Origin of the sequence: Microvirga vignae (assembly GCF_001017175.1) — a bacterium.
In the GTDB taxonomy this organism is placed as follows: Bacteria; Pseudomonadota; Alphaproteobacteria; order Rhizobiales; family Beijerinckiaceae; genus Microvirga; species Microvirga vignae.
Map to the genome: position 1 here is coordinate 48,297 of NZ_LCYG01000015.1, position 21,551 is coordinate 69,847.

Annotated in this window: 17 protein-coding genes; 3 read left to right on the forward strand and 14 right to left on the reverse strand. The window is 61.9% G+C overall.

The genetic code is table 11. The annotated features are described in order from the left end of the window. Positions 1-39: 39 nt before the first annotated feature. The 5 genes from AA309_RS04430 to AA309_RS04450 form a co-directional block, all read right to left on the reverse strand. Positions 40-1,110, reverse strand: a complete 1,071-nt coding sequence (locus AA309_RS04430) for an Ldh family oxidoreductase (protein WP_160310399.1) — start codon at positions 1,108-1,110, stop codon at positions 40-42. A 52-nt stretch (positions 1,111-1,162) separates the two neighbouring features. Then, positions 1,163-2,470 (reverse strand): TRAP transporter large permease, encoded by a 1,308-nt coding sequence (locus AA309_RS04435; RefSeq protein ID WP_047187782.1) that lies wholly within the window; start codon positions 2,468-2,470, stop codon positions 1,163-1,165. Between the two features lie 60 nt (positions 2,471-2,530). After that, positions 2,531-3,076, reverse strand: a complete 546-nt coding sequence (locus AA309_RS31670) for a TRAP transporter small permease (protein ID WP_052954476.1) — start codon at positions 3,074-3,076, stop codon at positions 2,531-2,533. A gap of 115 nt (positions 3,077-3,191) precedes the next feature. Next, positions 3,192-4,205, reverse strand: a complete 1,014-nt coding sequence (locus AA309_RS04445) for a TRAP transporter substrate-binding protein (RefSeq protein ID WP_084730865.1) — start codon at positions 4,203-4,205, stop codon at positions 3,192-3,194. Between the two features lie 87 nt (positions 4,206-4,292). Next, the gene (locus AA309_RS04450; protein WP_047187784.1) at positions 4,293-4,964 is read right to left on the reverse strand and encodes a type 2 periplasmic-binding domain-containing protein; all 672 of its coding nucleotides are present in this window, start codon (positions 4,962-4,964) and stop codon (positions 4,293-4,295) included. A gap of 231 nt (positions 4,965-5,195) precedes the next feature. On the opposite strand from AA309_RS04450, the gene AA309_RS04455 reads away from it, so the two are divergent. Together AA309_RS04455 and AA309_RS04460 are read left to right on the forward strand one after the other, a co-directional pair. Beyond that, positions 5,196-6,086, forward strand: coding sequence for a DMT family transporter (locus AA309_RS04455; RefSeq protein WP_047187785.1), 891 nt, complete (start codon positions 5,196-5,198; stop codon positions 6,084-6,086). 253 nt (positions 6,087-6,339) lie between these two features. Then, on the forward strand, positions 6,340-6,807 hold the full coding sequence (locus AA309_RS04460) for a MaoC/PaaZ C-terminal domain-containing protein (RefSeq protein WP_047187786.1): 468 nt from the start codon (positions 6,340-6,342) through the stop codon (positions 6,805-6,807). 233 nt (positions 6,808-7,040) lie between these two features. Here the strand turns inward: AA309_RS04460 and AA309_RS04465 are convergent, their stop codons facing one another. The 7 genes from AA309_RS04465 to AA309_RS04495 all read right to left on the reverse strand — a co-directional run bounded on the left by AA309_RS04465 (position 7,041) and on the right by AA309_RS04495 (position 17,564). After that, on the reverse strand, positions 7,041-8,156 hold the full coding sequence (locus tag AA309_RS04465) for a succinylglutamate desuccinylase/aspartoacylase family protein (protein WP_047187787.1): 1,116 nt from the start codon (positions 8,154-8,156) through the stop codon (positions 7,041-7,043). A gap of 68 nt (positions 8,157-8,224) precedes the next feature. Further along, entirely contained in the window at positions 8,225-9,199 is a 975-nt protein-coding gene (locus AA309_RS04470) for a glucokinase (protein WP_425286852.1), read from the reverse strand. 64 nt (positions 9,200-9,263) lie between these two features. Further along, a complete protein-coding gene (locus AA309_RS04475; protein WP_047187862.1) occupies positions 9,264-11,075 on the reverse strand; it encodes a glycoside hydrolase family 15 protein in 1,812 nt (603 codons plus the stop codon). 4 nt (positions 11,076-11,079) lie between these two features. After that, the gene (otsB, locus tag AA309_RS04480) at positions 11,080-11,850 is read right to left on the reverse strand and encodes a trehalose-phosphatase (protein ID WP_047187789.1); all 771 of its coding nucleotides are present in this window, start codon (positions 11,848-11,850) and stop codon (positions 11,080-11,082) included. Continuing rightward, positions 11,843-14,077 (reverse strand): alpha,alpha-trehalose-phosphate synthase (UDP-forming), encoded by a 2,235-nt coding sequence (locus AA309_RS04485; RefSeq protein ID WP_047187790.1) that lies wholly within the window; start codon positions 14,075-14,077, stop codon positions 11,843-11,845. Before AA309_RS04485 ends, otsB begins: the two co-directional genes overlap by 8 nt. Positions 14,078-14,462: 385 nt before the next feature. After that, positions 14,463-15,788 (reverse strand): HlyD family type I secretion periplasmic adaptor subunit, encoded by a 1,326-nt coding sequence (locus AA309_RS04490; protein WP_047187791.1) that lies wholly within the window; start codon positions 15,786-15,788, stop codon positions 14,463-14,465. After that, positions 15,789-17,564: a type I secretion system permease/ATPase gene (locus AA309_RS04495; RefSeq protein WP_047187863.1), complete on the reverse strand. Its 1,776-nt coding sequence runs from the start codon at positions 17,562-17,564 to the stop codon at positions 15,789-15,791. Positions 17,565-18,164: 600 nt separating this feature from the next. On the opposite strand from AA309_RS04495, the gene AA309_RS36270 reads away from it, so the two are divergent. Beyond that, positions 18,165-18,809: a hypothetical protein gene (locus AA309_RS36270; protein ID WP_244470258.1), complete on the forward strand. Its 645-nt coding sequence runs from the start codon at positions 18,165-18,167 to the stop codon at positions 18,807-18,809. A 242-nt stretch (positions 18,810-19,051) separates the two neighbouring features. On the opposite strand, the gene cydB is transcribed toward AA309_RS36270, so the two are convergent. Together cydB and AA309_RS04515 are read right to left on the reverse strand one after the other, a co-directional pair. Next, positions 19,052-20,101, reverse strand: coding sequence for a cytochrome d ubiquinol oxidase subunit II (gene cydB, locus AA309_RS04510; RefSeq protein ID WP_047187793.1), 1,050 nt, complete (start codon positions 20,099-20,101; stop codon positions 19,052-19,054). Between the two features lie 10 nt (positions 20,102-20,111). After that, on the reverse strand, positions 20,112-21,548 hold the full coding sequence (locus tag AA309_RS04515) for a cytochrome ubiquinol oxidase subunit I (protein WP_047187794.1): 1,437 nt from the start codon (positions 21,546-21,548) through the stop codon (positions 20,112-20,114). Between the last annotated feature and the right edge of the window lie 3 nt (positions 21,549-21,551).

Consider the following 21,551-nt stretch of genomic DNA (forward strand, 5'->3'; position numbering starts at 1 on the left):
CCGTGTCACGCCAAATCTGTTGGAAACGAAGGCCAGGCATCACTGAATCACCTCTCTGCCAACCGGCTTTGGCATCGCCACACCGAGTTCAGCGGCAAGGCCAGCCAGATCAGAGAGGATCTTTTCCGATAGCGGAATGCCCAGGCTTTCGGATTGCGCCTGCATCTCGGCTTCGGGTTGGCCTGGCAACTTGACTTTATTGCCATCTGGCGCCGGCTTGGCGCTTTGCACACGGGCGCAAATGTGCTCAACCCGGTCCAAGAACACGGACATGTCGAGCAGCGCCTCGGGATCTATGGCGATGATCAAATGACCAACCCGCATGTGGATCGGCGGCTCTCGGAACAAGCTTCCGACTTCGTCGAGAACGCTGGAATTGGTCAGCGCTGCGGCAAGGACCTCCACGATCAGGGCAAGGCCGTATCCCTTGTGTGCGCCAATCGGGGCCATGATGCCCTCGCGCAGAGCAGTCGCAGCGTCGCGGATCCAGAGGCCTTCTTTGTCATGCATCCAGCCTTCCGGCACCTGACCGCCGGTCGCCGCCAGTTTCTGCACTGCGCCGAAGGCCGCGTGGCTGAAGGCGATATCGAGCACGAGAGGCGGATGAGGCGCGCGGCGCGGAATGGCAATGGCCAACGGATTATTGCCGATCAGACGTTCGGCGCTGCCAGTTGGTGCCATCAGCGGCGCCGTATTGGTCATGGACAGACCAATGAAGCCGGCTTTGGCGATCTGTTCCGCATAAGGGGCGCACATGCCGAGGTGGTGCGAGTTGTGCACGCCGACAATTCCGAACCCGACCTCTTTCGTGAGTTTGATCGCCTTCTCGGCCGCGCGGCTGGCGCAGAGCTGACCGAGACCGTCATCGGCATCGATCATGGCGAAGCCGGGCTTGCGGCTCTCCATCGCGAGTGAGGGATTGGTATTGACCAGTCCTGCCTGAATGCGGCGGACATAGGGTAGCAAGCGGACGAGACCGTGAGTAGAGACCGCACGCTCGTCGGCGCGGACGAGCAGGTCGGCCGTGATACGCGCTGCGTCGTCGGGCACACCCACACGGTCGAGGATGGCGACACCGAATTGGACGAGACTCTCGCGTTCAAAGCGCATCACCGGCGCTGGACTATGCATTGTCGGAGCTGGACTGTGCATTATCGGACCCTCACTGGAATACGTCGGCTGCGAACAGGCGCGGGATGAACAACGCCAGGTCTGACGAAGCGGCGAGCAGGACGGCGATCGCCAATTCTGCTGCAATGAAAGGAAGCACCGCCGGCACGACACGCAGCACCGGCGTATTGGCCAGTCTTGCGGCAATCAGCAGGCAGAGGCCGTATGGGGGCGTGACGAGGCCGATCGCCAGCACGATTGTGATGACGACGCCGAGATGGACCGGATGAATGCCGAGAGCAGTCGCGCCTGCGTCGAAGAGGGGAGCGAAGATGATGATCGCTGGAATGCCGTCGAGAAATGTGCCGAGCACAGTGAACACGGCGATCACCAGCAGCATGAAGGTGAAGGGTGTCAGCGCCATCGATTTTACGAGGTCAGCGACCAGAGTATCGGCGCCGAGGAGAGTCAGCATCCAGCCGAACGGTCCTGCCGCAGCGACAGCGAGCATCGGCAGGGAGTAGAGCAGCACCGTGTCGCGGAAGAAGTTGACGATCTGGCCGAACTTGATGTCCCGGTAGATGAACACGGTCAGCACGAAAGTATAGGCAAAGCCGATGGCTCCTGCCTCCGTGGCGGTGAAAGTGCCGCTGCGGATGCCACCGATGATCAGCAGCGGGATCATCAATACCGGGATCGCGCGCACGATGATCTCACGCTTGCTGCGGGGCTTCTGATCCGGCTGTTGGTGCGAATAGCCGTAATCGATATTCTTTCGTTTCGCCTCGCGGTAATTGATGACCAGAAAGACCAGACCGATCAGGATGCCGGGCAGGAAGCCGGCGGCAAACAGGGCCGCAACCGAGGTGTTGTTGGTTGCGGCATAGACAACCATCAGGATGCTCGGAGGGATGATAAGGCCGATCGTTGAGGTCGCGGCCGTGATGGCGGCGGCATATTCGAAGGAATAACCGCGCTTGCGCATGAGCGGGATGATGACCGGCCCTTCGCTGGAGGTGTCAGCAACGGCCGATCCCGACAGTCCCGCGAAGAGCATGGAATTGACGATGTTCACATGGCCGAGGCCGCCGCGGACGCTGCCGACGATCACGGCAGCAAGATCCAGGAGTCGTTCGAAGACGGATGTGCGGGAGATCAGGAACCCCAGTGCCAGGAAGAACGGAACGGCAAGCAGCGTATAGGAGTCGATACCCCGGTAGCTCTGAGAGACGACGTTCACCGGGTCCAAGCCTTCCATCAGAATACCGACAAAGGCCGACAGCACCAGTGACACGGCAACTGGTACACGAAGAACCAGCAGGCCAAGGAACAATCCGAAGACGATGATAATCGCGGTCATGCTAGTGCTCGCGTGCGTTGTGGTTTCAAGGGGTGCGCCGACTTCCTCCGTCAGCACACATCAGACGGCACCCGGAGGCAGCAGCGAGGTGTCGACCCGCCCTGGAGCGAAGTATTCCTCGATGGAGAACAGAATGGTGGTGACGCCCATGACGAATGGGGCGGCCCAGCCCATTGCCATCGGCAGGCCGAGGATCGGCGTAGTACGTTCAAAGCCGCGTCCAACCAGTTTCCAGCCCAGCCAAGCGAAGATGCAGGCGAATGCGAGTACGGCCAGGAAACAGAGGAAGCGGAGCATCCGGTCGAGCCCTGTCGTCCCGTCGGTGCTGAACATGTCGACGACCAAGTGGGCATTGCTGCGGAAGCATACGGCCGCGCTGAGGAACAGCGACCAGACAAAGCAGAGGGTCGCGAGTTCACCTGACCAGACGAAGCTGTAGTTGAACAGCGCACGGCTGATGATTTCACAAAGCGTCGACAGGATGAAGATGGCGGTCAGCAGCGTCGCGATGGCGACCATCACACGTGACAGCGCGTTGTTGAAGGCGACCAGGGCGGCAAGCGGTGAGCTCAACGGCGGCACTTCGGCAGCAGCGGTGACGTTCATTGGCGAAGTCTCCCCGGTATCGTGACGCGCGGCTGTCGCGCGTCACGTTGTGAAGCAGTGCACTGGTGAAGGATTGCATTTGAATGGCGATCGGAATCCCGTTCACCGTCTCCGATCACGCCGTTTTTTCGATGAGCGCGAGCAGATCTGCCACATTGAACTCGGCCGCCGTTTCCGCCTTCAATGGCGCGGCCCGCTCGCGGATACCCGCGAGGATCTCCTTGGAAATATGATGCTGCTTGACGTGCTGCTTCTCGAACTCGTTCTTGATTGCAGATTCGTCAGCCTCAATCTGGGTTTTGAGCCAGAAGTCGGAAGTCTCGGCGAGAGCCTGTTCGAACTTCGGCATGAGATCGGCCGGAATCTTCTTCAGTGTCCCGGTGCCGACCAACATGATTGCCGTCCCGATCAGGTGATTGGTGAAATGATAGTTCTTGGCAACTTCAATATGGCGAGCGTCGAGATACCAGTTCGGGGTGTTTTCGGCGCCTTGGACGAGCCCGGTTTCGATTGCGGTATACACGTCCGGCCATGGCACGGCCGTGGGGATCGCCCCGAGCGCGCGCCAGAGCTTGGCAGCGACGGCAGACTCGGGAAGGCGGAGCTTCAAACCATTGAACTTATCAATGCTGTCGATGACGACGTTGCGGGTGTAGACGTTACGCGATCCGGAAAGGCCGATCACTGCCGCACGGTACGGCTTCCGCTCCGCCTCCAGGTAGCCATTGAAGATCGACTTGAACTCCGGCGAATACGCGAAGGTCTTCCAGTGATCCATGCCCTGGAACAGGAACGGCACGTCGAGGAAGCCGAGTCTCTTCACCGCCGGGGCCATTGCGGAGGTGAAATGGAAGCCCATGTCGATGTCGCCGGCGTCATAGAGATCCAGCGTGGTCGTCTCCGTGCCAAGTGTGCCGCCACCGAACTCGCGAACAGTGATGCGGCCGCCCGTCAGCTCTCGAAGGCGGTCACCGAAATGGCGCGTCGCCTTGGCATAGGATGACTGCGCGCTCGTACCATGCGCGATGCGCAGTTGGATCGTGCCTTGCGCACGCAAGACGGTCGGCATCCCGATGCCGCTCGCGGCTGCGCCTGCCAGCACCATGAATTGCCTGCGCGTATGTCCCATTGTTTCCTCCCTCGTAGGGGCTGTGCACCCTGTTTCTCGTCGTTGTTCTTCGACATTTATTAAAGATAGTAGACCATCTATCCTATATTATATTTTGTCAAGCGCTCGAAAGGAGCAATTTTCGGCCTTTCCGGAAGGCCTGCCTGGAGTACCCATGCGTTTCGGGGGAATGCGCTCCCGAGTGCCGGCTCCTGCCCGCGCGGCAATCGTCCCCACCGGATGGTTGGTTCGATGGAAATCCTTGGTGATTTCGATATGGCGCGAGGCGACGTACCAATCGGGTGTGTTCTCAGCGCCGTCGATCAAACCGGTCCCGATTGCCGCATGAGTGCCCGGCCGGGGCACCGCGACCGGAAGCGCGCTCAGCGCCCTCCCTGGGGGTCCCGCCGCAGGCGACTTCGACATGCGCAGTTTAAAGCCCTTGAAGGCCGGCAGAGACTCGAGGAAGGCGGGTTTCTGCACTTCGGGCGCCATCGTAGATTTCAGGTGGAAGCCCATATCGATATCGCCCGCCTCGCAGAGATCGATGGTGGTCGTCTCAGTGCCTGAGGCATCGCCGGCGAATGCCCGAACGGTGATGCGATCGTCCGCCAGTCCCGCGGTTCGTGCGCCAAAGGAGCGCGTCGCCCCGGAACAGGTCGACAAGGCGCTGGCTGCATGCGCGACATGCAACGGGATTGCTTTCTGAGCGCGGGCGATGGCCAGCATAGCCGCACCAGGCAGGCCGGCATCCGGCGTCCCGCTCTTGGTGACTGTCATCGGCCTCTGACTGTCGACAGTTTTCTTTCCATATATATTTCATATATGATCATGACCTATCTTTCAAGGTGGGAGGAAATCGGCGTGAACTGGCTCGTACCGGGATCCGGTCCAACTAAGTGCTGCGCGCCCGGTCAACGGAGTAGAACGCTCCGCGTGCGCAAGGCGGCTTTTCTCTCGCAACCCGCCTGCCTGTCTGTCAGAGCGCGCATGTAAGACACCGGCCCCACCGTGATCCCCGCAGAAATTCTGGCGCTTGCTGCGCCCCTCTGCATCGCACTGGGCGGCATGTTCTCGGCCGAACTCACCGGCCGGATTTCGGTCTCGACCATCACGCGCTGGCGCGTGATGGCGCCCATCCCGTTCCTGGCACTCGTCGCAACCGTCCTTGGAGGATGGGCGACGGTCCAGCCCACGCATCTTCCTTATCTGATCCTGTCGGGCATTATCGGCATGGTGGTTGCCGACGCTGCCTTCAGTGCTTCGATCTTTGCAATCGGCGCACGACTCGCCACGCTCGTCTTCTCGCTCAACGCACCGATTGCTGCGCTGCTGGCTTTCCTGTTGCTCGGCGAGTCGGTTTCGGTCGGCAAGATATTCGGTATAGCTCTCGTCTTTGGTGGCATCGTGATCGCCGTCGCGTACCGCCCCGCGGCACCCGGAGCAGGGGATGTGAAGCTCAACGGACGGATGCTGTTGCGCGGTCTCTCACTTGGAGCTCTCTCGGCCGCCGCGCAGGCCTGCAGCATGATTGCGGCCCGACCTGTCATGGCCCAGTCGATCAATGCCGCCGCTGCCATGTCGATCCGACTTGCGGCGGCGGCGGTTATTCTTGGAACCGTCGCCGTTCTTTGTCGAGGAAGCGAAAAGCCGGCCGCCCACCCCACGCGCTATCTCATCTACAGCGCGCTTGGCGCGGTGATAGGGATCGGCATGGGGGTTACCTTTGTTTTTGCCGGGCTGCAGACCGGTAACGTCGCTACCGTCGCCACGCTGGCCTCCCTGACCCCTGTCGCCGTGCTGCCGCTGGTATGGATCCGCACCGGGATGGCGCCGCGATGGCAGGCCTGGATCGGCGCGCTGACCGCCTTTTCAGGTGCCGCTCTCATCGCGAATAGCTGAAACGGGAGGATCTCATGACAGAGTTGCCACCCAGACCAGCAACAGGGTTCGAGGCGCGATCACGTTCAGAGCAGACCGATACTCTTCTCCATGCCGGACCTGATGGTCGATTTGCACGCTCCCCAAGCGCGAACCTGGCCGGGAGAGGAGCCTCACTGACCACTGATCATGGAATTCATGACGTATTGTGCAGCAGCATCGCGCCACCCGCTTCGACTAACCTTATCATGCAGCGGAACAAGGGGAGAAGACGATGGATGATTTACCTGTACGGCTTGGCGACGTGGTCACGTTTGCAAAGACGGTCGGCGAGACGGATGTCTACCTGTTTGCCGGCATAAGCGGCGACTTCGGCACCAACCACATCAATCAAGCGCATATGGAAAAAACACCCTACGGCGCACGAATTGCACACGGGGCGATGCTGCTGGCCTTCGTGTCGGCGGCTTCCACGAAGCTGGTCGAACGCTTGCCTGCGAACCACACATTGACCCCGGTCAATCTCGGTTATGACCGCATTCGCTTCATCGAGGCCGTGTATATAGGCGACACCATAACGGTCACATACAAGGTAAACGCAATCGATACACAGCGCCTCCGCGCAACATGCCGTGCAGAGATCACGAACCAGAACGGAGCGCTGGTCGCTGTAGCTGAGAACCTGTTGAAGTGGGTGCCTTTACCGACAGGTCCGCTAGCTCCAAAGGATTGCCGAGGCTGAGAGCGGAACCAGGGGCCTCTCGATCAATGAGGTGATCCCGTGTCTCGTTGTCATACCCTGCGGTCCCCGGCCGCCGCGACCTGTTCCCTCCCCCTTGCGGGAGGGAACAGGGGTGGAGGTGGTTCGGCCGGGTGAGGCCGCAAACCAGCAGGACTGCGTCACCCCGGGGCTCGGCCCGGGGATGACGGAGAGCCTGCCCGGTGAGGCACTAAATTTTCACCGGACTCCGATCATCAGGCGCTGAGCAGCTTGCCCGTTCGCTTGGCCGTGATACCGGCCACCTTGGCGAGACGCGTGCCCTGGGTGACGAAACGAAGGGCGATCCGGGCGAAGAGCGTCCCGTCGCAGGGAGCCTTGGCCTGGGTGACGGTGCCGCTATGCGGGTCCACGATATCGGCGATGACGTCGCCCGCTTTCACCTGGTCCCCCACTTCAGCCTGGAAGACCACGATCCCGGTCGCGGGCGAAGGGACCGGCTCGGAGGCCGCGAGCGGGGTCGGCCGGCAAAGCGGCTCAGGAATTGGGGGCACCTCGCCGGCAATGACGCCGCGCAGAATCATGTAGGCGATGAGCGCCGCCGCATCGCGCCGCGCCAAGTCATGGCTCACATCCCGCTCGCCGCGGAATTCGAGGGTCGTCGAGTGGCAGCCGAAGGGGATCGGATGATCCTTGAAGCGGGCGGCCAGCTCGCCCCAAGGACGGCTGCAGGCCTCATCGAACGGATCATCGCCGGACTCATCCGCCAGCAGATAAGCATGCGCGCCGATGAGCGCGGAGAGTGGCGCGAACTCATCCTCCGAACCGGTATGGGTGTAGAGATGCTCCACGGCCTCCGCATCGCAATGGAGGTCGAGCACGATGTCGGCCTCGATGGCGAGGTTAAGCAGCGCCTTCTTCATCACCTCCGCCGGATTGCTCGTCTCCCAGGCGTCGAGTTCGGCACGCAAGGCTTCGCGGATCAGACGGACATTGGTTTCTGCGTCAGCGGTGAGCTTTCCTTCGATCCGCTCCGCCACCTTGGGCACGAAATAAGGGTAGCCACGGTTGAAGTTGATGCCGTCCGCGAGATTGAAGCGCCCGATATGGTCGCCGAGAACGCGCTGCGCGAGGCCGATGGGATTGGCGCTCGGCACGAGGATGATCTCGCCCTTGATCTTGCCTTCGGCTTCCAATGCAACCAGCCGCTCGCGCAAGTGGTGGGCAGCGATCATGCCGGGGATCTCGTCCGCATGGAGCGAGGCCTGCACATAGACGCGCGGGCGCGCGCCTTCCTGACCGAAGCGGTGAACCGTCAGCGAGAGGCTGGCTCCGGGAGCAAGCGGCGAAAGGGCGATCTGTTCTGTTTTCATGATGAGCGAAGGACGTCGTCAGCCTTGAGGCGGTTTTGTTGAACCGTGCTCAAGGCAGAAGCTGACGTTTAAGCTGTCCACCCCTGCGACTTGAACACGAAGCGCCCCGGATTCGTAACGAGTGCGGCCAACCCCTGCAAGGCCGGCTCGGCATTGACGATCACGAAGGCCGGCACCTTGCGCGCCCAGGCTTCATGGGGCGCCTTATGATCGAAGGCCTCCCGGAAGCCACCGCTTTGGAGAATGTCCACCATGCGCGGCGCGATGCCGCCGGCGATGAACACGCCGCCCGAGGATTCGAAGGTCAGAGCCATGTCGCCCGCATAGCGCCCAAGCCAGCGGGCAAAGAGATCGAGCGCCGCCTGAGCCATCTCATCGCCTTCGCGGGCAGCGGTCAGAACGTCATTCGGCTTGGCATAGGGGCAGGTCACGCAGCGATGCGCCGTAATCGCCTTGGCGATCCGGAACATGCCGGGGCCGGAGAGAACCACCTCGGCGGAAACGCGTCCCCCCACCCGTTCGAGATGAGGCCAAAGAGCGGCCTCCTCCTCGGTCGAGGGCCCGAACTCGATATGTCCCGCCTCGGTCGCTACGATCGCCAATCGGTCTTCCACCGGAACAAGGGCGCCTACGCCAAGACCGGTGCCAGGCCCAAGGACCACGCGAGCACCTGCCTCCGGTCTTCCGCTGCCGATGGGGGCGAGATCTCCCTTCTCTTCGCTCAGCACCGTCACGGAGGCCGCAACCGGCGTGTAGTCGTTGACGAGGGTCACGCGCTCGAGGCCCAGCGCCTTGCCGATGGCCTCGGCATCGATCACCCAGCTGGCATTGGTGAGGCGGATGGCGGGCGCGTCCACGCGCGTTGCGACCGCAATCATGGCGGAGCGGGGCGCCGCGCCCTCATAACCCTGGAGGGCGATTGTGATGGCGCCGACGGGATCGGGGGTGTCGGCCGTCAGGGTGCGGGGCAAGAGATGAACGGGCTCTCCGGGGGCGGGCAGGACGGCGAAGCGCGCATTCGTGCCGCCGATATCCCCAAGCAGAACAGGAAATGCAAACATCGAAAGAGCCTATCGTCCTTGTTTCACCCCGCCCGAGTGGCCACCATCAAAACGCGTCTTCCCAGCTCCGGCTCAAGCGCACGGCGGAGTTGATGAGACCCACCATGGAGTAGGTCTGGGGAAAGTTGCCCCACAACTCGCCGGTCGTGAAGTCGGCATCCTCGGAAAAGAGGCCGAAGGAATTGCGCAAGCTCAAGATATGCTCGAACAGTTCCCGGGCTTCGTCCTTGCGCCCGATGGCGTTCAAGGCATCCACGTACCAGAAGCCGCAGATCATGAAAGCCGTGTGCATGCGCCCGAAATCGTCTTCCACATCATAACGCAGGAGAAGATCCCCGCGCCGCAGGGCCTTGCCCACCGCATCCACGGTGGCGATGAAGCGCGGGTCGTCGGGCTTTACGAAGTTGAGTTCAGACAGGAGGAGCAGAGTCGCGTCCAGGTGCTCTCCGCCGAAGGACGACACGAAGGTGCCCTTTTCAGGGTTGAAGGCCCGCTCGTCGATGATGCGGTGCATCCGGTCCGCATTCTCGCGCCAGAAGGCAGTGCGGTCCTCGCGGCCCATGGCGACGGCGATCTTCGTCAGTCGATCGCAGGCGGCCCAGCACATGACGCTCGGAAAGGTGTGCACGGCCGCCTTCGTGCGCAGCTCCCAGGGGCCCGCATCGGGCTGGTCGAAAACCTCGATGGCCCGGTGTCCCAGCTTCTCCAGATGCGAGAACAGGGCCCGGTTGCCGGTCGCGCGGATCAGGCGCTTGTCGAGGAAGGCGTGGACCGACGCCAGCACGACACTGCCATAGGCATCGTTCTGGATCTGCGTATAGGCCGCATTGCCCACGCGAACCGGCCCCATGCCGCGATAGCCTGCCAAGGCCGTCGCCTCGCGCTCCTCGAGATCGGGCGAGCGCGTGATGCTGAACAGCGGCGGCATGTCCTTCTGGCCCGGAATGGCTTCCATGTCGTCGACGATGTTGGTGATGTAGGTGAGGTATTCCTCCATCGTCTTCGTCGTGCCGAGCCGGTTCAGCGCCTGGATGACGAAATAGGCGTCACGCAGCCAGCAATAGCGATAATCCCAGTTGCGCTGCGTGTGGGGCGCTTCGGGCACGGATGTGGTGAGCGCCGCAACGATGGCGCCCGTTTCCTCGAAGTTGCAGAGCTTGAGGGTGATCGCGGCGCGGATCACCGCCTCCTGCCAATCGAAGGGAATGGAGAGCGAACGAACCCAGTCGCGCCAGAAATCAACCGTGCTGTCGAGAAACTCGCGCGCGGTGGTGTCCGTTTCGGAGCGCATCGGCTCGTCCTCTCCGAAGAAGAAGGACATCGGCCGTTCCACCACGAAGGGCCGCTCCTCATGGACATAGGATACGGATGCATCGGTGGTGAGCCTCAAGGAATAGCGCGGTCCCACGAAGCGCAGGTGATTGCTGCCACGGGTTGTATTCGGCGTAATGCCGCCCCATTCGTAATGCGGCCGCAGCCGCACACGGATGCGCGGACGCCCCTTGATGGGCGTGACGCGGCGGATCAGCATCGGCGGGCGGAACGTGCGGTCGTAATGCTTGAAGCGTGGTGCGAAGTCCGTGATCTCGAGGATGTTGCCGAAGGAGTCCGTCATGCGCGAAACGAGGACGGCGGTATTCTGGAGATAACTCTGCTCGCAGCTGACCATGCCCACCATGTCGATGGCGAATACGCCCTTCTGCTCCGCATCCGTCCGCCCTTCGGGAGAGTCGAGCAGCGCCGAGAAAACCGGATCACCGTCGAACCGGGGGAAGCAGCTCCAGACGATTTGTGCCCGGCGATCCACCAGGGCCGCAATCATGCAATTGCCGATGACGGCAAGGTCCAGTGAGCTCATCTCATCAATCATCCACGTTGAAAGGAAGGGCGCCCTTCGACGCCCATTCTGACAGGCAATGTCGCAGATCCGCAGGCGTTCCCAGACGAAACTTGGCAATGGTTTCACCGGCGCCGATGCGGACGGACAAGCCGCCACGGGCATTCACCGTCTTGAATCCGTTCTCGTCGGTCAAGTCGTCGCCGACGAAAATCGGCCTCCGCCCTTTATACGGCGACGCGTGAAGGAATCTCTCGATCACCTTTCCCTTGCCCGCCGCGGAAGGAAGAATTTCCGCCACGGCCTTGCCGTGCTGAAGGCGATACTCGCTCCCCAAAGCCTCCACGGCGGCATGGGCTGTCGTCAGAGCAAACTCCTTCTCCTGTGGAGCCAGTCGCCAATGAATGGCGACGGAGCAGCCCTTGTCCTCGATCAGCACACCGGGCTTGCCGGAGACCGCCTCGTTCAAGCGCCCGATCATCCGGCGCAGCTGGGGATGCTCCTCCGGATCGCAGAGTTGAAGCTCACCGGCGATGCGCTCCTCGAGACCATGGAGTCCTGCCATGTCGAATTGATAGGGCAGGAAATGTCGATCGAGAAAGGCGATCGGTCTTCCGCTGACGATGGCGAGCGCACCGTCCAGGTGCGTCTGAAGAAAGTTGAGAATGTCAGGCAAGAACGGGTCCACCACGACAGCATCGGGCCGCTCGACGATATCCACGAGCGTTCCATCGAAATCGAGAAAGAGCGCGTATGCTCCATCGATGGCGGATTCCTGAACGGGCACATCATGCATTGGCGGGAGCCCGCTTTCTGCCGGAGGCGATCAGGCGGCGAATCCTCTGCCGCTTGCGCAGGCGCGAGGCGGAAAGAAGCATCTGCCCGGCCCAGCGATAGACGTTGCGTTCCTTGACCTGGTCGCGCATCAACCGCATGCGTTCACGCTGTTCGTTCTGTGACATGGTCAGCGCACGGTTGATGGCCTGTCCCATGGCGTGAGCATTGTAGGGATTCACGATCAAGGCTTCCGACAGCTCACGCGAGGCCCCTGCAAAAGCCGAGAGGATGAGAACGCCCTCCTCGTCGTCGCGCGCGGCCACGAACTCCTTGGCTACGAGATTCATGCCGTCATGCAGGCTCGAAACGATGCAGAGATCGGCGGATCTGAACAGCTCGAACACCTCGTCGGGCTCGTGATGGCGGATCAGGAGCTTGATCGGCTCATATCCGGCGCTGCCATGCCGTTCGTTGATCTCGCGCGCCAGGGCTTCGGCCTCTTCCTGAAGCTGCCGGTAATTTGCGAGCTTGCTGCGCGTGGGAGCGGCGACCTGGACGAAGGCGAAATTGCCCTTCCATTCAGGATGCTCGTTGAGCAGCGCATCGATGGCCTGCATGCGGTCGAGAATACCCTTGGTGTAATCGAACCGCTCGATGCCGACACCGATGCGCATGTCCAAAGGAAGACCGAGGCGCTCGCGGACGACGCGGCGGCACTCCTCGACAGGCTTCTGGCCTTCCAGCGCCGTCGGGGGCCACTCGATGGAAATAGGGTAAGGACGGATCAGGGTTTCTTCGCCACCAAAGGTGACCGAGTCCTGCTCCCGGTCGATACGGCTCTCGACGTAGGCATCCACGGCATCCATGAAATTGTTGCAATGAGCCTGCGTATGGAAGCCGAGGATCGAGGAGCCGAGCAGGCCGTCGATGATTTCCTCGCGCCAGGGGCAGATCCCGAAGGTCTCGGCATTCGGCCAGGGGATGTGCCAGAAAGTGACGATGGTGGCCTGAGGCAATCTGTTGCGAATCATGCGCGGCAGAAGCGCGAAGTGATAATCCTGCACCAGGATGATGGGATCCTCGCGCTTGGCTTCGGCCACCACCGCATCAGCGAACTTTTCGTTGACGGCGCGGTAAAGCTGCCAATCCTGCTCGCGGAAGATCGGCCGCACGAAGGCGATGTGACAGAGAGGCCAGAGCCCCTCGTTGGCCGCGCCGTAATAATACCCGTCCTGCTCCTCATCCGTCAGCCAGACCCGGCGCAGCGTGTAGGAGGGATGAGCCGGCGGCACCGGCACCCGATCACTGGCATCCACCGTCTCGCGATCCGCCGTGCCGCTGCCATGGGCCACCCAGGTTCCGCCGCAGGCGCGCACGACCGGCTCGAGAGCCGAGACGAGGCCGCTTGCCGGGATCTGCAGGACAATTCCCCCATTCTGCGCCCGGTTGTGGATGTAGGGCTCGCGGTTCGAGACCACGATCACCTCCGATCCGGACAATTCGTTGGCCAGAGCGGCCCGAAGCGTATCGGGGCTCCAATCGGTATGTGCCGCATCGATCGTCCGGCGGGATGCCTCCAATTCCTGGAGCACGTCGCGGATCTCCTGGCCGAGAGGAATCATGTTCTCCCGCTCTGGCTGGCCCGCAGCTCCCGCGCGGGCGTTCTCCAGAGCCTGGCGAATGGAGGCGAGCCAGCGCCTCATGATCAGTGCCGCAATCATGGCCGCGAGCGCTGCCGCGCCGAAGGCGACACCCGCAAGGGCCAGGAAGAGATAATTCCGCGCCTGCCCTCCCCGCCTGTCGGCATAGCTGAGGTCATGCAGAACGACGAGGTGGCCCTCCCGCCCGGCCACTGTCAGCGGAAACGAGCTGACCAGGATGTTGCGACCCTCCGCGGCAATGGTGGAGAAGCTCTGCGTATCGGATCTTGCCGCCTGCGCGCAGGTGAAAGATGCCGGCATGTTGCGGGTCGGAGAGCGCAGGTCCTCCCCGTCGCAATAGCCGATCGCGAGAACCCGCTCGTCGGACGCGATACGCTCGAATAGGCCGGCGAGCCGCCCGACGTCGTCACGGGCCAAAAGGCTGACGACCTGATCGCGGGCCGAATTGAACACGAGCTGGGACCGCAGCTCCACATCGCGCCGGGTCCACTGCTCTACGAAGGATGTGGCAAACGGAAGAACGGCCAGAATGACAATGGCCGCGACAAGCAACGCAATACCGCCGAAGCGAAAGATAATCCTCAAACCTCTGCTTCCCAGAACATTTCAGACATGTCGAAGGCTGAAGCCTAAAACTCGGGAAAACCTCGATGCTTGGCCTCTTACCCGAGCGCCGCACTCGAGGGACGCTCGTCCCGGTTATGGGGTTCCATTCTGAACTTTCTAGAGCGTCGGACCCAAAAGTGGACTTGCACTTCTGGGATTGATCCGATGCTCCCTTCATAGAGCAGCGCCTCGTGCGGACCCGAAGGTCCGCGTCAGCGACCCGATGGGCCACGTCAGTGAAAACCGGATTCACTTTTCCGCACGATGCGCTCGGTTTGGGGCTCCTGCCGAGATCTCGCCAGGCAATAAAAAACCGCAGCCGGCACAAGGTCGGCTGCGGTCCGAACGCTAACCTCTGGATGATCTAGTGCTCGCGGAAGGCGCGGGCGATCTGGTCCTTCATGGGCTTGAAGAAATATTCGAGAGGTGTGCGCTCGTTCACCTCGACGAAGACCTCTGCCTGCATGCCGGCGATCAGATGCAGGTTTCCGAGCCGCTTGATCTCGTCCTGCGGCAGCTCCACACGGATCGTGTAGAAGGTCATACCCGATTGCTGGTCGCGGGACACGTCGGCCGAGATGCGGCTGACGGTGCCATGGAGGTCGGGCATGTTGCGCGCATTCGAAGCATGCACCTTCACGGTCGCTTTCTGCCCAATCTTCACTTGATCGATCTCGTTGGGGAGAACCTTGGCCTCGAGCTCGAGCTTATCGTTCGTGGGAACGATGAGCATGACAGGCTCGGCCGGCGAAATGACGCCGCCGATGGTATGGACATTCAGCTGGTGCACATAGCCGTCGCTCGGGGCGCGGATGTCGATACGCTTCAGCTGATCCTCAGCCGCCACGCGACGCTCCGTGTACTCGGCGATCTTGCTCTGCATTTCGCGCAGCTCCTGCATGGCTTCCGCGCGCATCTGCTCGTCGATCTGGATGATCTGGAACGAGGTTTCGGCAATGCGGCTTTCAGCCTGCGCCACGGATGCGATCAGCTGGCCACGCTGGCCCTCGATGCTGGCGGCATCACGCTCGAGAGCGTTCAGGCGCGGAAGCTGCACCAGGTTCTTCTGGTAGAGATCGCGGACGCCTTTGAGTTCCTCGGTAATCAGCGCCGCCTCGCGGGCCTTCGCTTCCTGCTGAGCCCTCAGACCCGTGATCTCATCCTGAGACTGGGCAATCCGCTTCTTGAGCTGATCCTTCTGCGCATCACGCGTGGCGCGGCGGGCATCGAAGAGGGTACGCTCGGAAGAAACGATCTTCTGAACGGCCGGATCGTTGAGGCGATTGGCAAATTCCGGCGGCATCTTGATCTCGGAGGCACCGTCGCGCTCGGCCTCGAGGCGCGCCAGTCGGCCGAGATACTCGTCGAGCTGTTTTGTAATCACCTGAAGGTTGGCGCGGGTCACCGTCTCGTCCAGACGGACCAGGAGATCGCCCGCCTTGACGCGGTCGCCATCCTTCACCTTCAGCTCACCGACGATACCGCCAGTAGCGTGCTGGATCTTCTTGACGCTGCTGTCGACGACGAACTGACCGCCGGCGACGACGGCACCCGACAGGGTCGAGGTGGCGGCCCACAGGCCGATCGTGCCGGCGAATAGAGCGATCATGGCGATGCCGGCAACGCGCGACTGGCGCAGAACCTTCTCGTGCAGCGAAGGCTTTTGGGGCTGCTTCTGTAGGACGATCATTTAACCAACCTCCCGCAGGTTCGAGGCCTGCGCCGGCGCCGGCTGCACCCGTATCGTCGGGGTCTGCGCCGGGACCGTATTGCGTTTCATCACACTCTGCAGGACTTCGTCCCGCGGGCCGAAGGCCTTGATGCGGCCCTCTTCCATGATGGCGACCTGATCGACCTGTCCGAGAGCGGCAGGACGATGGGTAATGACGACGACGATGCCGCCACGCTGCCGAACCGACAGGATCGCCTGATTGAGCGCCTCGTCGCCGGCGCCGTCGAGGCTGGCATTCGGCTCGTCGAGCACGACCAGGAACGGATTGCCGTAGAGGGCGCGGGCCAGAGCGACACGCTGGCGCTGACCACCTGAGAGGGAGGCGCCGGCCTCACCGAGAACCGTATCGTAGCCGTCCGGCAGGTTGAGGATCAGCTCGTGAGCGCCAGCCGCCTTCGCCGCGGCGATGATGTCCTCCGGCTTGGCCTTCGGCTGGAAGCGGGCGATGTTCTCGGCAACGGTGCCTTCGAACAGCTCCACATCCTGCGGCAGATAGCCGATGTGACGGCCGAGAGCATCCGGCTCCCACTGGTCGAGTGCCGCACCATCGAGGCGGACTTCGCCGCGCATGGCCGGCCACACGCCGACGAGGGCGCGGGCGAGGGTCGACTTGCCCGAGGCGCTGGGGCCGATCAGGCCCAGACCCTGGCCGGCCTGGAGCCGCAGCGACGCGGCCTGGACGATCGGGAGCTGAGCTCCCGGAGCGGCCACAAAGACCTCCTCCACGGACACCGCTGCTTTCGGAGCGGGAAGCGGCATGCGCTTTCCCTGGGCCGGGACGAGGGTCATGATGTGCTGAAGACGGCGATAGGCCTGACGGGACGCGGTAAAGCCCTTCCAGTGCGCCACGGCGATTTCAATCGGCGCGAGAGCGCGGGACATCAGGATCGAGCCGGCGATCATGAGACCGCCCGACATCTGCCCCTCGATCACCAGGAGAGCGCCGAGACCCAGGATGCCCGACTGGAGAACCATGCGGAACACCTTGGCGAAGGCGCTGATGCCGGCAGAAGATTCACTGGCCGCGAGACCATCGTTGACGTGGCGGACATGCACCTCGTCATAGCGCTTGCCGAGGTGGCCGAGCATGCCGAGCGCGCGGATTGCTTCCGCATTGCGGCGGCTGGTCTCGGCCAGAGCGTGGCGCTCGGCGCCGCTCTTCGTCACTTGGAAGGACGGCTCCTTGCTCTTGGCGTCCGTGTAGATCGTCAGGAAGATGATGCACACGCCGCCGATCACGGAAAAGACGCCGATCCAAGGATGGATCATGAAGCAGCCGATGAGGAAGATCGGCATGAAGGGCATATCGAAGAGAGCCGTGGGGCCAAGGCTCGAAAGGAAGCCGCGGATCGTGTCCACGTCCCGGATCGGCTGCATGCTCTCGGCCTGCTTGGCACCCTTCAGCGGCATGGTCGCAACGAGATCGAACACGCGCGGCGCGAGGATCTCGTCGAAGCGGGCGCCGATGCGGGCCAGCATCCTGCCGCGCAGCATGTCGAGGCCGCCCGAGAGGGCATAGGCCGCCAGGACAATGAGGGAGAGACCGATCAGGGTCGGGATGCTCCGGCTCGACAGCACGCGGTCATAGACCTGCAGCATGTAGATCGAACCAGTCAGCGCCAGAATGTTCACGACAGCCGAAAAGCCAGCCACGCTGGTAAAAGAAGGTAAGCACGATTTCAGAGCGTCTTGGACCTCTGTGCTCTCTTCCCGATGTTTCGATGCCTGCTTCATTATCTTCTTTCCATCGATGGTCCGGTTGCCCGGCACACCGTCCAGTTGCAGTGCCGCCATGCAGGGTTATATCCTAGCATGGCGTTTGCCACCTTGCGATGGCTTCGATGTCGGGCTTGGGACCGTAAGAGCATCTTATCAGGACCAGGCGGGAGCGCCCGGCTTTTTCATGGCTCTTATGGATATGAGATGCCCCCAAAGTTAGCGCCTTCCGTTACGCCACCTTTGATGTAACCCTATTTCATGTATCTATGTCAACTAAAACTCTTGGCAATTGTTGGGCAAGATTTTCCCACCCTCTATCTGGAGAGGGAGCGTAACGCGGCCCCTCATCCAAACGTAACTCTTTAGTAAAATTTTATGGTTAACCCTGTGGCCTCCAAATGAGGTCGCAATATGGACACGCCCAACATTTCTCGCCCGCTCCCCGCAGACCACGGCCGCAGCGGCGAAGCGGCACCAAGCTCCAGCCAGATCAATTCGACTGCCAGTGCAGCCTTAGCCGAAGCGGTCAGGAGCGCCCGCCAGGAACTGAGGGCAACACCGTCCCCCACTCAGCTGAAAAGCGCAGAACGCGAGATGGTTACCGGAAAATCATCTTTGAAGAGGTCGTTCCTGGCACAGGCCGCGACGGCTCTCCTGCTGATCGGAACCGGATGGTTTGCTTCCTACATGGGAACCTTGGCCAACCGGGATGCCATTCACCGCGTGGAGGCCGAGACCGCGCGCAGCCAGGAGATCCTGTCCAAGCTCACGGACGATCTGGCGGCGCTGAAGAGCACCATGGCGGCGACGCGGGACGTCGCGTATACCGCGTCCACCTCCAAGGTTTCCGATCAGGCTAAGCTTGCAGAAAAGGTCGACCGCCTCGCCGTTGCGGTCCAGGAGCCTGGCAAGAAGATGTCTGCTCTCGAGGAACGGCTCAACCGCATGGAAAGCCAGATCATGGCGAGCCTGAACGGCTTGAGCGCGAGCAAGCCTGCCGCGACGGCGGCGGCCCCTGCCGGCGAGCCCGATCGCGAGAGCGCCCCTGCTGCGAAGCAGGCGAAGACCGAACCGGTCGAGGGCTGGGTGCTGCGCGAGGTCTATAACGGTTCGGCTCTCGTGGAGAGCCGCAACCGCGGCATCTACGAGGTGATGCCCGGCAATACCATTCCAGGCGCAGGCCGTGTGGAAGCCATCGAGCGACGGGGTGGCCGCTGGGTCGTGGTGACCGACAAGGGTCTTATCAGCACCTACCGCTGATCAGTGCGGGATGATGAACCGCAGCCCATAGACGAGAACGGCGAAAGCCGCGAGGCTTGCGAGATAGATGAGCACGAACCAGAGCAGGCGCGTGCATCGGACCCAAAAGTGGAATCCACTTTTGTGACCAATCCGATGCTCATTTTCTAGAATAGCGCATCGTTTGCTGCGAAAAACCGGATCCACTTTTTCGCACGTTGCGCCGGAGCGCCTCTCCGGCGGACGATGGGTATCGGCTTGCATCAGTGATATCCGTAGCCGCCGCCCTGGATTTCCTCGGCCACCTTTCCGCGGAACACGTAATAGGCATAGGCCGTGTAGGCGAAGGTGATCGGCAGCACGATGGCAAAGCCCACGAGCGCGAAGAGCTGGGAATGCACGGTGTTCGCCGTGTCCCAGATCGTCAGGTTCGGCGGCACGTTATAGGGGAAGAGGCTGACGCCGAGGCCGAGATAGCCAAGGAGGAAGAGCGTAATCGCCAGAAAGAACGGTCGATAGTGACGCCCCTCCTCGAGATCGCGAAACAGCCGATAGGCCGCGTAGGCCGTGATCAGCGGAATCGGCGCGAGAAAGGCGATATTGGGCCAGGAGAACCAACGCGTTTCGATCTGTCGTCCGAGGAACGGAACCCACAGGGACACGACGCCCATGGCGATGATGGTCGCGATCAGAAAGCGGACCGCTATGCGCCGCGCCCAGATCTCCAGCTCGCCCGTCGTCTTCATCACGCACCAGGTGGAACCGAGAAGCCCGTAGCCGCAGATGAGACTGATGCCGGTGACGACGCTGAAAGGTGTGAGAAAATCGAACGTACCGCCGGTGAACTGGCGCCCGTCATTGGCAAAACCCTGCACGAAGGCGCCGAGCACCATGCCCTGAAAGAAAGTGGCGAGCAGCGAGCCGAAGAAGAACGCATTGTCCCACAAGAACTTCGAACGCTCCGATTTAAAGCGGAATTCGAAGGCCACACCGCGAAAGATCAGCGCGATGAGCATGAGGATGATCGGCACGTAGAGCGCCGGCATGAGCACTGCATAAGCCACGTGGAACACGGCGAAAAGGCCGCCGCCGCCGAGGATGAGCCAGGTTTCGTTGCCGTCCCAGATAGGTGCCACGGAAAACATCATCCGGTCGCGCCAGTTCTCGCTGCGCGCGGCCTTGAAGAGGATGCCGACGCCGAGATCGAAGCCGTCGACGATCACATACATGGCCACCGCCACCGCGATCAGCCCCGCCCAGATCAGCGGCAGCCAGAAGGCGAGACCTTCGTATTCGTTGCCAAACCCGAACATGCTCTCCCTCCTATTTCGCCGGCTGCGCCCGATGGCCGGGCCTGCCTTCGATGCCTTCGTCCGGCACGGAGAGCGGACGCTTCGGCTTCTTGGCGATATCGTCGCCGCGTATGTCTTCGACCGGATCGGGCCCGCGCCGCAGGAGCTTGGCGAGATAGTAGGAGCCGAAGCCGAAGATGAAGGCATAGACGACGAAGAAAGTGACAAGCGATGTCGCGACTGCGCCCGCGGCCACGGGCGACACCGCATCCGCCGTGCGCAAGTGTCCATAGACCACGAAGGGCTGGCGACCGATCTCGGCGGTGAACCAGCCGAAGAGCACTGCGCCGAATCCCGAAGGAGTCATGAGCATCGTGGCGGTGAGAAACGGCCTGTTCGTGAACAGCGTGCCCTTGAGACGCAGATAAAGACTCCAGAGACCGATGCCGAGCATCGCGAAGCCCAAGCCCACCATGATGCGGAAGGAGAAGAAGACGGGCCAGACCGGCGGACGATCCTCCTTCGGTACGTCCTTGAGACCCGGAACGACGCCATCATAAGCATGGGTGAGAATCCAGCTGCCGATCTTCGGAATGCCGATCTCGTAATGGTTCGTCTCCGCCACTTCGTCGGGAATGGCGAAGAGGCGAAGCGGCATGTTCGACATGCGATCCCAGTTGCCTTCGATGGCCGCGAGCTTCATCGGCTGGTATTTCAGGACGCCGAGGCCATGCAGGTCGCCGATCACGATCTGGACCGGCACGAAGATGGCGGCGAACCACAGAGCCATCGAGAGAGAGCGGCGCGAACCTGCAAGCTTTGCCTCCGGTGCATCATGCGGATGACGCAGCAGCATCCACGCCGACATGCCGGCCACCGCGAAGGCCGTGGTGATGTAGCAGCCCATCACCATATGCGCGTAACGCAGGGGGAAGGATGGATTGAAGACGATCTTGAACCAATCGACCGGCACCATCTTGCCGTTCTCGATGGCAAACCCCGTCGGCGTCTGCATCCAGGAATTCGTGGAGAGAATCCAGAAAGCGGAAATCAGCGTGCCCAAGGCCACCATGCAGGTGGCGAAGAAGTGCAGCCTGTCACCCACCCTCTCCCAGCCGAAGAGCATGATGCCGAGGAAGGCCGCCTCGAGAAAGAAGGCCGTGAGGACCTCGTACGCCATCAACGGCCCTACGACGTTTCCGGCAATCTCGGAAAAGCGCGACCAGTTGGTGCCGAACTGATAGCTCATGACGATGCCCGACACGACGCCGAGGCCGAAGGAGACCGCGAAGACCTTCACCCAGAAACGGAAGAGGTTACGATAAAGCGGATTGCCCGTGCGCAGCCAGTTGAATTCCAGCGCCGCGAGCCAGCTCGCCAAACCGATGGTGAAGGCGGGAAAGATGATGTGGAACGCAATCGTGAACGCAAACTGGATGCGTGAGAGCATCAGGGCATCGAGTTCCATACC

Excerpts from the sequence above, each read along its gene's own strand:
- AA309_RS04430 (WP_160310399.1), bottom strand. The coding sequence starts at position 1,110 with ATGCGCTTTGAACGCGAGAGTCTCGTCCAATTCGGTGTCGCCATCCTC.
- AA309_RS04435 (WP_047187782.1), bottom strand. The coding sequence starts at position 2,470 with ATGACCGCGATTATCATCGTCTTCGGATTGTTCCTTGGCCTGCTGGTT.
- AA309_RS31670 (WP_052954476.1), bottom strand. The coding sequence starts at position 3,076 with ATGAACGTCACCGCTGCTGCCGAAGTGCCGCCGTTGAGCTCACCGCTT.
- AA309_RS04445 (WP_084730865.1), bottom strand. The coding sequence starts at position 4,205 with ATGGGACATACGCGCAGGCAATTCATGGTGCTGGCAGGCGCAGCCGCG.
- AA309_RS04450 (WP_047187784.1), bottom strand. The coding sequence starts at position 4,964 with ATGACAGTCACCAAGAGCGGGACGCCGGATGCCGGCCTGCCTGGTGCG.
- AA309_RS04460 (WP_047187786.1), top strand. The coding sequence starts at position 6,340 with ATGGATGATTTACCTGTACGGCTTGGCGACGTGGTCACGTTTGCAAAG.
- AA309_RS04465 (WP_047187787.1), bottom strand. The coding sequence starts at position 8,156 with ATGAAAACAGAACAGATCGCCCTTTCGCCGCTTGCTCCCGGAGCCAGC.
- AA309_RS04475 (WP_047187862.1), bottom strand. The coding sequence starts at position 11,075 with ATGAGCTCACTGGACCTTGCCGTCATCGGCAATTGCATGATTGCGGCC.
- otsB (WP_047187789.1), bottom strand. The coding sequence starts at position 11,850 with ATGCATGATGTGCCCGTTCAGGAATCCGCCATCGATGGAGCATACGCG.
- AA309_RS04490 (WP_047187791.1), bottom strand. The coding sequence starts at position 15,788 with ATGATCGTCCTACAGAAGCAGCCCCAAAAGCCTTCGCTGCACGAGAAG.
- AA309_RS04495 (WP_047187863.1), bottom strand. The coding sequence starts at position 17,564 with ATGAAGCAGGCATCGAAACATCGGGAAGAGAGCACAGAGGTCCAAGAC.
- cydB (WP_047187793.1), bottom strand. The coding sequence starts at position 20,101 with ATGTTCGGGTTTGGCAACGAATACGAAGGTCTCGCCTTCTGGCTGCCG.
- AA309_RS04515 (WP_047187794.1), bottom strand. The coding sequence starts at position 21,548 with ATGGAACTCGATGCCCTGATGCTCTCACGCATCCAGTTTGCGTTCACG.